The following is a 13566-nucleotide window of genomic DNA, read 5'->3' as shown; positions in this document are numbered from 1 at the left end:
TCCGGCGAGACGCGCACGCTCACCTACAATGATCTCCATCGTGAAGTCAGTCGCTGTGCCAGTGCGCTCAAGGATCTCGGTATCAAACCCTGCGACCGCGTCACGATCTACATGCCGCTCGTTCCTGAGTTAGCGATCGCTATGCTCGCCTGTGCGCGCATCGGAGCTACGCATAATGTGGTGTTCGGCGGCTTTAGCGCCGAAGCAATCGCTGATCGTAACAATGATGCACAGGCTAAACTCGTGATCACGGCAGACGGGGGTTACCGCCGCGGTGCCGTCGTCCCGCTTAAACAAAATGTCGATCAAGCACTACTTAAATCTCCGTCTGTCGAGAAGGTACTTGTGCTACGCCGCACCGGTGACGTGGTACCGATGACCACCGGGCGTGATTACTGGTGGCACGAGGTCTTGGCCAAAGCCGCGCCGCACTGCGAACCAGTGGCAGTCGATGCTGAGCATCCCCTGTTTCTCCTCTATACGAGCGGTAGCACGGGCAAGCCCAAGGGCATCATGCACACGACCGCTGGTTACCTGCTGCATACAACTCTTACGAGTAAGTGGATTTTCGACCTCAAAGATGAGGACACTTACTGGTGCACCGCCGATTTAGGGTGGGTCACCGGTCATTCCTACGTTGTTTACGGACCTTTGGCCAATGGTGCCACGACTGTGATGTACGAGGGAGCGCCTAATCATCCCGATTGGGGGCGTTTTTGGCAGATTGTCGAACGGCACAAGGTGAGCATCCTCTATACGGCACCGACGGCGATCAGAGCTTTTGCGCGTCAAGGGTCGCACATACCGCGACAGTATGATCTCAGGTCCTTGCGTTTGCTCGGTACCGTTGGAGAGCCGATCAATCCAGAAGCGTGGATGTGGTACCGCGATGTCATCGGTGGGGGGCGCTGCCCCGTTGTAGACACGTGGTGGCAGACAGAAACCGGCGGCATCATGATCGCGCCGTTACCTGGAGCGGTATCGACGGTCCCTGGTTCGGCAACGCGCCCGTTCTTTGGCATCGTGCCTGATGTGGTTGATATGCACGGTAAGTCTGTGCCGGATGATCAGGGTGGGTTCTTAGTAATCAAGAAACCATGGCCTGGCATGCTGCGGACCATCTGGGGTGATGACGAGCGGTTTAAAAAACAATACTGGAGTCAGATACCAGGCTACTATTTCACTGGGGACGGAGCGCGTCGGGATAGCAACGGCTATTACTGGATCATGGGACGCATCGATGACGTTCTCAACGTATCGGGTCATAGGCTGAGCACGATGGAGATCGAAAGTGCGCTGGTTAGCCATCACGCCGTAGCAGAGGCTGCTGTGGTTGGGGCTCCTCATGATCTCAAAGGTGAGGCTGTTCACGCTTTTGTCACGTTAGAGGCCAAATTCAAGCCCTCAGCGACATTGAAGGCAGAGCTATCCGAGCATGTGGTCAAGCAGATCGGAGCCCTAGCGCGCCCAGAGTCGATCCACTTTGCCGAGGCTCTGCCCAAGACCAGATCAGGTAAAATCATGCGGCGGCTCTTGCGCGATATAGCCGCGGGACGTGAGAGTAGTGGCGATACCACCACGCTCGAGGATTATAGCGTGCTAGCTAAGCTCAGGGAGACGGACGAAGTTTAGTTCAGACCACAATTGAAGATGCTGGGAGGACCTATGAGTGCAAAAAATCACCCCTATGTTGCTGATGTGGCTATCGAGGCCCCTCATCATCCACAATTTGAGCGGCAGGTGCTGACGCCCGAAGCGCGCAAATTTCTCTATGCCCTGCATCAAGAGTTCAATTATCAACGTCTTGCCCTACTTGAGCGCAGACGGCAGCGGCAGCATCAGATAAGTCAAGGTAGGAGCTTTGGCTTTCTACCTGAGACCGAGCACATACGTAAAGCGGATTGGACGGTGGCGCCCACTCCTAATGATCTACTCGACCGCCGTGTCGAGATCACCGGGCCCGCCGAGGCCAAAATGATGATCAACGCCCTCAATTCTGGCTCCCGAGCATTCATGTGCGACTTTGAAGACTCGTTGTCGCCCACTTGGACTAATGCGATGCAGGGGCAGATCAATGTGCAGGCGGCAGTGCGGCGGCAGCTCGTTTTCACAAATGAAGCCGGCAAAGACTACAAACTGAATGACAAAATTGCCACCTTGCTCCTGCGACCCCGCGGTTGGCATTTGCCGGAGAAGCACCTGACTGTCGACGGCACGCCGATGTCTGGGGCGCTGGTCGACTTCGGTCTGGCTTTTTTCCATAACGCAAGGGAGCAATTAGCGCGCGGTAGTGGTCCGTATTTTTACCTGCCCAAGATGGAAAGTCATCTCGAGGCGAGGCTGTGGAATCAGGTCTTCAATTTTGCACAAGATTATCTCGGTATTCCTCGCGGCACGATCAAAGTTACCGTGCTCATCGAGACCCTGCCCGCTGCATTTGAGATGGACGAGATTCTCTTTGAGCTCAAGGACCACATCACAGGTCTCAATGCCGGCCGTTGGGATTACATTTTTAGTATTATTAAAAAGTTTAGTCACGATCAGTCACGTCATCTCCCAGATCGAGCCCAAGTGACGATGACGGTGCCCTTCATGCGCGCATACTGCGATCTCCTTGTGCAGACATGTCATAAACGCGGCGCCCATGCTATGGGTGGGATGGCCGCATTTATCCCTAGTCGCAAAGATCCAGAGGTCAACCGGGTGGCTATGGCTAAGGTTAAGGAAGACAAGGATCGCGAGGCTCATGCCGGATTTGACGGCACATGGATTGCGCATCCCGATTTGGTTGAGGTGGCGACCAATGCTTTCGACGCAGTGCTGGGGGCGAAGCCGCATCAACGTGAGAAGCTGCGATCAGAGGTACAGGTCAATGCCTCTGACTTGACGACGCTGCATGTTCCGGGAGGTAAAGTCACGCTGGCGGGCGTTGCAGGGAATATCAACGTTGCTTTGCAATATATCGACCAGTGGCTGCGCGGAAATGGCGCAGTCGCGCTGCATAATCTTATGGAAGATGCGGCGACGGCAGAAATTGCGCGCGCTCAACTATGGCAATGGGTCCATCAGAGCTGTATGCTAGATGACGGACGGCACCTCAACAAGGAATTGTTTCGTAAACTGAGAGATGCTGAACTAGATAAACTAGGTGCATCTGCCTATGTGCGTGCTGCCGAGATTCTCGATGGTTTAGTGCTTGATCCCGAGTTTGCTGAATTTCTCACGCTGCCAGCTTATGCTGAGCTGACGCCATAACCCCTGTGCATAAGGAATTTAGCCATGAGACCGGACAAAAAGGCTGCCGTCAGTGCCCTCGAAAAAGACTGGGCCAGTAACCCACGTTGGCAGGGTATTAAACGCCCTTACAGTGCCACTGAGGTAGCCCAGCTAAGGCCTGCGTTGAACATTGAGTACAGCTTGGCAAAGCACGGTGCCGACCGGTTTTGGCGCCAGCTACAGAGCGAAAGTTATGTCAACGCATTAGGTGCGCTGACAGGGGCTCAGGCCGTGCAGATGGTTAAAGCGGGGCTCAAGGCCATTTACATGAGCGGCTGGCAGGTAGCTGCTGATGCCAACTTGTCCGGCCAAACTTATCCCGACCAGAGCCTTTATCCTTCAAATAGCGTTCCGGCCCTAGTGCGGCGTATCAATGCCGCACTAGCGCGCGCTGACCTCATCGAGCAGGGCGAGGGTAAGGAGACGGTCGAGGATTGGTATGCACCGATCCTAGCTGATGCTGAGGCGGGATTTGGTGGGCCACTCCATGCATTTGAATTGATGAAGGGTATGATCGAGGCTGGCGCAGCCGCCGTCCACTTCGAGGATCAGTTGGCGGCGGAGAAGAAGTGCGGTCACCTTGGTGGTAAAGTGCTCGTCCCCACATCTCAGTTTATTCGGACGCTCACAGCTGCCCGTTTGGCGGCGGATGTATGCAATGTCCCGACTTGCATCGTGGCGCGTACGGACGCTCTGGGCGCCACCCTACTCACCTCGGATATTGACGCCTATGATAAGTCCTTTATCACCGGTGAGAGAACAAGTGAGGGGTACTTCCGTGTTAAAGCTGGTCTGGAATCGGCGATAGCTCGTTCTCTCGCCTACGCCCCTTATGCTGATCTCTTGTGGTTTGAGACTTCAGTTCCCGATATTGGCGAGGCTAGAGAGTTTAGTAAGGCTATCCATGCCAAGTATCCTAATAAGTATCTGGCCTATAACTGCTCGCCTTCATTCAATTGGGAGAAGAAGCTCAGCGCCAAACAGATCGCCAGTTTCCAGACTGACCTAGCCGAGCTGGGATATAAATTCCAGTTTATAACCTTAGCTGGTTGGCACTCGGTCAACTACCACATGTACGACCTTGCTTATGCGTATAAAGACAAAGGTATGACGGCATTTGTGGATTTACAGTCGCGTGAGTTTAAGAAAGAGGCTGAAGGCTACACTGCCACCAAACATCAGCGAGAAGTCGGTACAGGGTACTTTGACAAGATTCTGATGACGGTAAGCGGTGGGCAGGCAGCGACAGCCGCCTACGCTGGATCCACAGAAGAGGAACAATTTCACAAATAATGAGCGAATCTAGGCTTCGGTCTATCGAGGGAGCGCGACTGATAGCTCAGTTTGCCTCCCTCGCGCCCGTTTCTAGGCGGCCTGTCTAGGCGGCATGACTAGGGCGCGGCTTGTGATCTTGAGACGAACCCACGTCAGACTTTTTTTCTGGCACACCTGTCACCAAAGGCAGGGCCAGGGCGAGTAGGATGGCAATGCCCATTGAGGATGCTAGGATATGCATACCGAGGTGGCCAAATATAGCCAAACCGCTAAACCAAAGATTCGCAAAAATTAGACCTATCAACGGGGCGTTCACAAGAACCTCGGGGGCGCCGTATACGGCCGCCTGCCAAAGCTGATGGCGCCAAGAGGTGCCTTGCGATCTTAATGGGTTATGAAAGGCAATGACGATAGGTGCCACGGCAGCAAGGCAGGCGAGCGCCACGCAGCTTTGACCAAAGACGGCGCTCAGGTTGATCGGCGAACCGGCGATATGCATCCCAATCATCGGGACAACATAGGCACCCAGTGTTAACAAGCCCAAAATCCCGCCTAGAGCGAAGCTGTGTGCCATGGTGCCTGCGACGAGAGCTAGAAGAATCACGCAAGCATACATCAGATTCTCACGGTAGCCCCGGCACATGTCGTCTAAAGAGCGGATGAATCCAGCCAAACCCGCTACCTTGAAGTCGATCGTGCCATTGGCGATTTGCGGGATGTCGTTATCTATAAAGGCATTGGCACGCGCAACATCCCATCCGACAAGACGACGCGAAACCATCATGCGCGCACGTAGTTTGTCGATGGTCACCATTTTGCCAAGCATTTTGCCATCTGAAAGCTCGAGAAGATCAGCATAATTTTTGTAGTCCTCTTCTTTTTCAGGCATTGCATTTGCTGCCGTGACCCCTGGCGTGAAAGCTTTGTGTAGTTCTTTGAAATAGTCGGCTATGGAGACGGTTCTTGAAACCTCGTGAGAGAAGCGATCATTAAAGTTTTTCTGCACTTCGTTTAAAGACTTAAGCGGCCCGCTTTGAAAGAAGTTTTGGTTAGGGTCTTTTAACGTTGCTTCCACATCAATCATTTCTGGGCCACCCAGAGTTTTGTTGAAGTATTCAAGCTCTCTTTGCGCTGGAATCTGATTCTGAAGAAACCTTACCGGTGTGGTCTCGAAGGGCACTTTACTCGCGCTGAATAAACCAAACGCTAATCCGTTCATCAGAACGAAAAGAACTATGTATTGTGATGATCTGTGACGCAAATGTAAGGACGTAATCAGCTGCTTCATTGACTCACGTAGTTTGACATTTTGGTGCGACGGCGCGAATCGAAGATCGACAGCAAGCAGTGCAGGTAGAAGTAGGAGAGCACAGGTCACAGATACTCCGAGACCAAGTCCCATCGCAATTCCGACCGTGCGCAATGGGCTAAAGCCCGTTGCGATGTTTACCAAGGCAATCAGAGCGATCCCTACCGCTAGCATAACCAGGTGTGACTGTCTGATGAGGAAAGAGGTGGCGATGGCTTCGGTCTTATTGCCAGATAGTGCCAAGGATTGCTGGAATTGCACAAGTATAGGCGTGGCGATAACCATCGCAATGGCGACGATCATCGTCGGTACCGCAGCACTAATCATATCGTATGATGTGTTAAGGTGTGCGTTTAATAGGTTTAAGCTAGCATGGGCAATAAGGTACGTAACTGCAGCAAAGATGGCACCTGTTCCAGCTAGAGAGACGGATCCAAGAGTCATGAATAACCAAAGAAAAATTCCGAGGGCGCTGAGAACCCAAAACTGAGAAAATAAGCGCGATTGGAGCCCCTCGACTTCCACCTCGACAAATCCACTACTGCTAATATGTATGTCCGCGCCTTTTGCGCGGAACTTTTCTACTTCAGCTTTGACGAGTGCTAGAGTCTCGCGTTGCTCGATCTTACTTAAGTTTGCTTTAGTTTCGGCGAAAATCGCTGTTGTCGTCCCCTCTTTGTTCAAGAGATTTCCCGAGACGAGGAGATTGGTCATCGCTTTCTCGCGGATCTGCGCCAGGTCGGCATCCGTCATGGTGGAGAAGTCTTCGTCGGGTACCAATTTGGCAAATTCAACGCCCTCGTTTACAACGTTTGGTAGTTGGAGCGTCGTTAAAGATGTTACCCCAGTGATACCCACGATCGCTTCGATATTGGTGGTGAGTTCGCGAATCTGCGTCAAGGTTTCGCGCGCGAAAAGAGTCGGGTTGGCGAGGGTGATAGCAATCATGTCACCGGCTTCATAGGTCCGCTGAAATGCTTGATAACTTAATACAGCTGGATGCTTCTCCGGCAGAACCTCTAACAGACGAGCTGTCACTTGCGCCTTCGGTGCGACTGTTGAGACGCCGCCAGCCAGAACGCAAAAAAGGGCTACGACTAGCCAGGGCATTTTAGTGCTAAAGCGAAAGAAGCGCGCCATCGACCGTTACCTCCCGTAGGCACCGAGCTGTTCGCATCGGGCACCCTGGCCGATTATCGGGTCAATGTTGCAGCGACTTTAACAGAACAAGAATACAACTAAGAAAAGGTTCGGGAAATTGGATGCTTATAACTGATAGCTCAGCTCATAAGCGACAAAATCGTTGTTCCTCCAATAGTAAAATACCGAACCGATGTTGCTGACCCCTGGATACTTGCCGTCAAAACTTTGCAGGGTCAGGCTGTGCTTGATGTCCTCGTCGGAAAAAGTAAGTTTACCACCCCAAACAGTACCCTTGGCGTATAGGTCTAAAGCATAGTTTGCGAGGGCTTCGAGGCGCCCATCAAGAAACGTTGTGCGTGCGGCTGTGATAAGGATGTCGCCCAAAAATGGCTGCGTCAGGTCGGGCCTGAGAAATCGTTGTCGGTAATACTCTGCAACAAGCACAGTTTCGCTGAGAGGTATGCCAAAAAAGCTTTTCAGTGAAGCAAAGTAATTGACCCCTACGGTAAATTGGTAGGCCGGAGTTGTTTTTAGCTCGATCGGGAAAACCTGCGATTGATCGTCAATTTTATCGTAGTCAATCTTAGGCATGACTTTTTTATCTAAGGTGTAAAGGGCATCGCTCTTGATAACCCATTCATCCATGGCGCGGCTGTAGGACGCACCGAATGCCGTCTTTTCCAGTGTCACCTGTTGGATATCGATGACGAGGGGTTGATTGTTCTCGACGCGTGTACCAATAGGTCTTTCGACAAAGTCGTAGTCAGCACCGCGGTAATAAATGAGAGCAAGATCACCACTGCTGACGTTAATATCATATTTCACTGCAAAATTATTTGCCGTCTCTACCTTGGTATTTGCTAAGTAGTTAATCGTGAACGAGGTGAAATTATCTGGACTTACATACCAGTTTTGTCCTCGTAATGGCTGCAGAGTGGCGCCGCGCCAAGGTGTGTAAATAAAATTGAGAGTTGATCCATCGCCCAGGAGTGCGAGGCGGACAGAGGGTATAGGCGCTGACTGGAAGTCCTTGTCACCGAGAAAACCAAGGCGTACGTCTTGTGGATTAAACAAAGCTAAGGGGCTGATGGTGTCGGCGCTACCCCATGCATGAGGTATCACGCCAGCCTGGACGAGGAAGGTATCACTGGACTTCTGCAGGTAAGCCTCCTGCACGATAAACTGATAACCTTTATTTAACACAGAACCATTGGGTAAGGTTAAGGGGGTTGTGACATACGGGTCATCAATCAGCACGTTTTGACGCGTGACATTGCGATTCATGTGCAGACGTAGATTCCAGTGTAAACTGTAGGATCCCAGGATCAGTTTGGATTTGTCGCTGAGACGAAGCTCGCGTGTTGGATTAAATCGCGCTCCATTTCCTGAGTTTCCTTGGGTGACAAAAAGACCGACCGTCGGACGGTGCTGCTGCACTAGTTCTTCGCCATCTGCGCGGGCCGGGAGTGCCCATAGAAATGCCGCACAAGTTGCCAGTAGAATCGGAAAAAGCTGGATGGCCAAGTGCGCCTCCGTGGTTTCTCTAAGAAACCATTAATACTGTGTTTTTTTGCCTCGATGCCCTCATTCTGGCATGACTGAAAAAGAATCTCAATGGTGCCGTACCAGTCAGGAAGTACGGCGGATCCACCCGAAATTAAAGTTAATGCCGCATTCGACCGATACGCACCCACGTGAGGTGGTTCTATGCGACTATCAGTGATACATCGCCGTCTTAGCCGGAGCCGCACTTCCAGTTTCCTAAACTTGGTTAGCTTTGCGGTTAGCTTTGCGCTACTCAGCGCCTCTGTGGGGTGTACATTCTGGGGTGGTGAATCTGCCAAGGTGACCATCCGCGGCAAGATAACTTTGCCCCCGGGCGTGACATCTGGAACGTTACTCATAGGAGCGTCCAGTAGCTCGGTCGAAGAGACGAGCGCTGATCCCACCGCGAACACGCTGAAAGTAATCGCGACCAATGACCTCGCCAACTACGAGCTCACATTGACGGAGGCGCAGCTCAAAGGCGTTCCCAAGCTGCAAATCTTTGGCTTGCTGGTGAAGAACTACCAATCCAAAGCGGTACCCAAGATGAGCAAAGGCGATCTAGTAGGATTCTACCGGAATCAGACAAGCCTCGGGCTATCCCTAGCCGATCGCGGCAGCCGGACATTGACAGCTGATTTAGTGATTAATCGTGAGTTCAAGGATCGGCGCGTAACCATCCCCGTCGAAGTCGCAGGGAGCGACGAGACCAGCGTGGTCGGTGTTTACTGCGGTGAGATACGGGGGTTTAGCGCTGGTGCCTTGGATGTGGATAGTGTCGTTTATGTCAAAGAACTGCCCAAGGCGGCGGGCCTGCAGAGCGGCGTGCTGGACTTCCCGCTTCTGCAAGCCAAGCCAGGGAACCTCTGTTATTTGGTGGCGTTTGCCGACGCAAATCGTAACCAAATGCTGGATGCAGGTGAGCGGTTCGGATTCCACGAAAAGGTGCAATCCTCGGTGCCAGCCGAATTCGATATCAATCAGACACAGGCGACCCCGCTTCGTATCGAGTTGAAGCGCGTGGCCCCAGCGCCTAGCAGCCAGCCCATTGTTGTTAGGGGTGCTTTGGCAATCGATCCTGAATTTGGCGCGAGTATGAAGCGGTTCTTTGTGGTCGCTGTGAAGCAAGAGGATATGGCCTTCACACCAGAAAAGATTGCCGCCAACGTCATTGCTTTCGCGCCAGTTGCTGCTGAAGCAAAAGACTTCGAATTAGACCTAACGTCCTCCGGTATCGCTCCGGGTACTAAGGTGACCTGCTTTGCGATAGGTGACGCACGTGATTACGGTCTGCCAGCGCTTGCCGATGGAGATGCCCTAGGTGTTGCCATACAGGACAACGTTCTCATCAACAAAACCGTCCAGTTTGGTATCAACCCTGGCTTTGACATCCGATTGAATCGTCGCTATTTCGACGGGAATGCTAAAGTCAGGGTGACCTTGGTGAACGATTACCGTGGTCCACTCATGCTTTTTGCCTATGCGGGGTCCATGAATCTGGACGCCAACGCCATCGATCCCAGTAAAGTGGTGGGTTTTGCCTCGTTACGTAAGACTGATTTGCGCACCCAAGCCGATCTCAATGTATATAGCATCGGGCAGAATTGGCCACTAAAAGTCTATGTGCTTGGGCTACTCGACAGTAACAACAACCAGAAGCCCGATCCCGGTGAATCCATATTACTGCCTATCAGTGAAGACGGTGTACCGGTACAGATAACCCTTGAGCGGGGCGCCGATGTAAACGCTTCGCTAAACTATGCTTATCAGTTACAGATCCCATCAAACCAGACTATTTCGCTTAGTGGACGTTTCGCTTTTACCTCACAAGTGGCGGCTAAATTTGTCCATATCATTGTCGCTCAGGGTGAAAGTCTTGACGCCGTCATGGAAGATCCCATCCGTTATGTAAAAGCCTCCGTAAGGGTGCCTCGTGCAGCAGGGCGATACCAAGTAGGGTTACAAAACACTTCACTTAAAGTGGGTGACCAGGTCTACGTCCTTGGGGTAACAGCGGACGGAGTAGGAGATTTTCCCAAGATTACTGCCGACAGTTTAATCGGCGTCTACTCTGCCAACGGGGGAGTTGGGCACCCGCTGAAAGCCGGCGACAACTCGGGTCTCGATCTCGTGATCGATCGTCTCCAATACCGCGACAAGATTTCCATTGTCGGTAATATCAGCAGTAGCTACCGCGGTAAAATGTCCGCTCTGCTCTACGCAGGAAATCCTCTCGATTTAGTGAACCAATCGTTTACTGCCGACTCCATTGTTGCCGTGTCTCAAGCAACCAAAGAGACAGAGCGCTTTAGCTTCAAGTTCCAGACGCTCGTGAGTAATCTCCCGTTGCCGCTCAGCTGTATGCCCCTACTCCTCGAAGACAACAATGGTAACGGTCAAGCAGATGGTGGCGAAAGAGTGTGGTACGGTTTTGATGCTGAAAAAGCGGCACCGCTCGCGATTCAGGTCGATCTGGGAACTGTGCGTGTATTTGACTTCAATGAGTCGAAGTTGATTCCAGACGCCAGCCCAGTCAACATCAGCATAAGCGGCAACATTCGCGTCAATACAGGATCCTCGGCCAAGGGCCGCACCTATGTGTTGCTGCTCGATGATAATTTGCCGTCCTTCAGTCCTACGGAGATTGCTCGTCATATCGTTGCCGTTAAAGAGGTGCCCACTAAGGGTGGTACCTACGCGATAGATCTTAGTCGCTCGGGGTTGAAGGTTGGGGACCGCGTACTCGTAGTTGGTGTTTACGACAAAGATGGCACGGGGCAGGGGTTTCCCCAATTAACACCTAATGACCTGATCGGCATTCGTACCGGCGCCGATAGTTTTGCAAGTACGCTCAGCGCGGGAGACAACGCAGGATACGATCTCGTCATCGATCGGCAAGTGTACGAGGGGCAAACGGCAGTCTTTGGCCGTGTCTTGGGCCAGGTCGATGCACCTAGCGTCCTTGTTGCAGCCTATGCGGGCGACTTTGACGGTCTTACCGATTTTGAACTGGATTACAGCAAAGTCCTTGGCTTTTCTGAAGTCTCGGGCGGGTCTGACCCACGATTCGAGCTCCCGATCAGCGCGATTGGCACACCGTTCCCGGTCAAGGCGTACATTCTTGGTGTCGCTGATACCAACGGCAACCAGAAGCTCGATCCTGGGGAAACAGTTTATTTTCATAGCGCACGCGGTGATAAGGTCCCTGAGAAAGTTGATTTGAGCCAGGGACAGGGGATGGAAGTCGACTTAAACCTAGCATTCAAAACGCAGATACCACGAGGTTATGCGATGCCACTTTCTGGCGCTGTCGCGTGGATGCCGCAGGATGCCACAGGGACTGAGCCTGCGTTTATCTTCGTCGCCAAAGGGGACAGAATCGAGGACATCACGCAAAGCCCTCTAAAGGCGATCAAGTATCTCAAGAGACTTGGCGGTCGCCCGGGGGACTTCGATATCAGTCTCGAAGGTACGGATTTGGTGCCAGGTGACAAGGTCATGATCGGCGTCTTTTTGGACAAAGACTCATCCTTATCTCTCACCTCTGGTGACAGGTTAGGGATTGCTGGGTTGAGTATTGCCGGATACACCAAGACACTGAGCTCCGGTGGTCTCGGTGGTCTTGATGTGAACGTCAGCCTCACAATTTTCAATACGCAAAAAATAATCGATGCGATCATTACGGAGCCTAGCCTCGCGACCTACAGTGGCCGTGTGATCGTGGCATTGTTGGCGGGCTCTCTGACGGCCTTGGATCCGCAGTCGATTGATGTAGCCAAAATTGCAGGCTACGTCGACTTTACTAAACTAGCGAACAAAACGACGCTGGCGATGCCGCTTTTGCCGATCGCCGAGCTACCTCTGGCCGGGGCGTCATTAATCACGATTTTTGACAAGAATGATAACGGTCAACCCGATCCCGGAGAAGACATCGGACTCGTAGCGACAAAGGCGGGAGGGCTTCCGGCGCCTTTAAATGTGACAGCACAATTTGCGGATACGTTATACATCAACACTAAGTATACGTTACCGGTTCCCTCGGGCGTTGACATGGCACTCGTCACTCCCGTGGAGAGTTCCTTTGGAATTGACGCAGAGCAAAACCCTGTGAACGTGGCTGTGTTGCTCGAGGCCCCGATGAGCGACCTCGCCCGCGAGCCCCTGAAGTATGTCAAGACTCTCAGGGCCATTACGGATCTAAGTTCTCCGCAAACGTTTGCGTTGAAGTCTACCGATCTCAAACCTGGTGATCGGGTGACGATGCTAGCCTTCAACCGAGCCCCTGGGTCCACTCAGGGACCAGGGCAGTTGGTTGAGGGAGCGCATGTTGGGGTGTTGTTCAATCCTGATAATTTTGAAACCGCTTATAGGCTGCAAGCGGGAAACAACGATCTCAGCGGGGCGGGTTTCAAAGTCAATCTGGACCGAATCTATTATGAACATAATGGATCCATTCAATTTCGCCTTGATGGGAGCACCCAGTTACGCTCGGGAGATACTATCACTCTGGCAGCTTATGCCGTGGGGAACGGCAATGACGTCAATATTTTGAATGCCTCGTCACAGCTCTCAAATATTGAATTCTCCAAAGTGATCTCGTTTGGGAAATTGGCATACACTGGCCCCACCAAAATAACATTACCGATTTTGCCAGCACTGGGTCCCAGCCTTGTAAATGCGTCAACACGGTCCGTTGGCAACGTTCTGATCGTCGGGTTCCGTGATGATAATGGCAACGGCAAGTTCGAAAACACCGAGCCAGCAGCTTTCTATACGGAGTCAGCTAGTGTGGGTCCGGTGCTCAAAACCATAGGCCTGACAAGTAATAATCTCTCGGGGTCGTTGATATTCAACGGTGCGGCTAACCGTCTTGGCAGTGTGCTTCAGAATTGGCCGTTCGGTCTCGGCAACTGAAGCCGCCGAGCCGCTGAGGCTGTGGTGACAAATTGTTACCAAAAAAACTTTTTGATACTGCCACTGAAGGTGGAATCCCAGTTGTGAGGAGATGGATGAAAGCC

At 52.3% G+C, this 13566-nt stretch carries 6 protein-coding genes; 4 read left to right on the top strand and 2 right to left on the bottom strand.

The features are described from left to right. The 3 genes from acs to aceA all read left to right on the top strand — a co-directional run. Nucleotides 1-1632 (top strand): acetate--CoA ligase (gene acs, locus FJ146_05445; protein ID MBM4251393.1); only part of this gene is annotated, 1632 nt, incomplete at its 5' end. Between the two features lie 33 nt (nucleotides 1633-1665). After that, entirely contained in the window at nucleotides 1666-3255 is a 1590-nt protein-coding gene (gene aceB / locus FJ146_05440; GenBank protein MBM4251392.1) for a malate synthase A, read from the top strand. Between the two features lie 24 nt (nucleotides 3256-3279). Continuing rightward, nucleotides 3280-4569, top strand: coding sequence for an isocitrate lyase (aceA, locus tag FJ146_05435; protein MBM4251391.1), 1290 nt, complete (start codon nucleotides 3280-3282; stop codon nucleotides 4567-4569). Between the two features lie 85 nt (nucleotides 4570-4654). Here aceA and FJ146_05430 read toward each other — a convergent pair whose 3' ends face one another. Both FJ146_05430 and FJ146_05425 read right to left on the bottom strand, forming a co-directional pair. After that, nucleotides 4655-7000 carry a hypothetical protein gene (locus tag FJ146_05430; GenBank protein ID MBM4251390.1) on the bottom strand — a complete coding sequence of 782 codons (2346 nt, stop codon included), beginning with the start codon at nucleotides 6998-7000 and terminating at the stop codon, nucleotides 4655-4657. 126 nt (nucleotides 7001-7126) lie between these two features. Next, complete coding sequence (locus FJ146_05425) at nucleotides 7127-8527, bottom strand: hypothetical protein (protein MBM4251389.1); 1401 nt, start codon at nucleotides 8525-8527, stop codon at nucleotides 7127-7129. 183 nt (nucleotides 8528-8710) lie between these two features. Here FJ146_05425 and FJ146_05420 point away from each other — a divergent pair, with 183 nt between their 5' ends. Beyond that, entirely contained in the window at nucleotides 8711-13462 is a 4752-nt protein-coding gene (locus tag FJ146_05420; protein MBM4251388.1) for a hypothetical protein, read from the top strand. The last annotated feature ends 104 nt before the right edge of the window (nucleotides 13463-13566 follow it).

It is taken from the genome of Deltaproteobacteria bacterium (genome assembly GCA_016874735.1).
Lineage (GTDB): Bacteria > Bdellovibrionota_B > Oligoflexia > Oligoflexales > CAIYRB01 > CAIYRB01.
This window is presented reverse-complemented; position numbering and strand designations above follow the sequence as displayed.

What these genes read in the sequence shown, in the direction of transcription:
- aceB (MBM4251392.1), top strand. Translation starts at nt 1,666, where the DNA reads ATGAGTGCAAAAAATCACCCCTATGTTGCTGATGTGGCTATCGAGGCC.
- aceA (MBM4251391.1), top strand. Translation starts at nt 3,280, where the DNA reads ATGAGACCGGACAAAAAGGCTGCCGTCAGTGCCCTCGAAAAAGACTGG.
- FJ146_05430 (MBM4251390.1), bottom strand. Translation starts at nt 7,000, where the DNA reads ATGGCGCGCTTCTTTCGCTTTAGCACTAAAATGCCCTGGCTAGTCGTA.
- FJ146_05420 (MBM4251388.1), top strand. Translation starts at nt 8,711, where the DNA reads ATGCGACTATCAGTGATACATCGCCGTCTTAGCCGGAGCCGCACTTCC.